Raw genomic sequence first — 648 nt, 5'->3', positions numbered from 1 at the left:
GTCTTCGAATCGAGTTGCGTTATCAACAAAGAACGCACCGCGGTAGTTTAGTGAAAACTCGCTGTAATCGTTCGCAACCCAAGTGACGATGCCTTCTACATCGCTGTCGTTTTCTAGGTTGTCATAGCCTTCTATTTCGACGTCAGAGGCGACAAAAGTACCCCCTTCCATTTTGCCTTCCGCTTCTACCCATTGACCTACTTTTAGTTGGTCAACACTGTGGTAAGACACGGTGATGTTTGCGCCCAGTTTGAAGGTGCTTTGGTTTGCATCAATGCTTGCGATTCGGCCTTCAATTTCGCACATGTCGCCTATGCTTGGGTAGTGGTCAACGTCAATTTCCACCACAGATAAGACTTTGTAGCCAGCATCAGCAGTTGGAAGTGAAGACACCATCACCCATTCACCTAAATCGATCTCGTTACTTAAGCCATCAAACTGCAGTTCTACACCATTTACGGAGAAGGTTTTCTTTGCGTAATCAATGGCAGTCACTCGACCAGTAATGGTTGGTTCTAGTGACACAACGGCGTGGGCATCTGCTGTTTTTTGGATGTTTTCATCCACTTTTACCATCATATTTGGTTGCACGACAGTCAACGCTAATGGAGTGTTACCGTAAACTACCTTTGAAACGCGGTAAGTATA

At 45.5% G+C, this 648-nt stretch carries 1 protein-coding gene; it reads right to left on the bottom strand.

The genetic code is table 11. From position 1 onward, the window contains the following. A partial coding sequence (locus R7Z77_RS26205) for a DUF5666 domain-containing protein (protein ID WP_318137159.1) occupies positions 1-648 on the bottom strand: 648 nt, incomplete at both ends.

The organism is Vibrio sp. 1401, from assembly GCF_033340295.1.
Note: the sequence above shows the minus strand (reverse complement) of the source record. Positions and strands in the feature narration are given on the sequence as shown.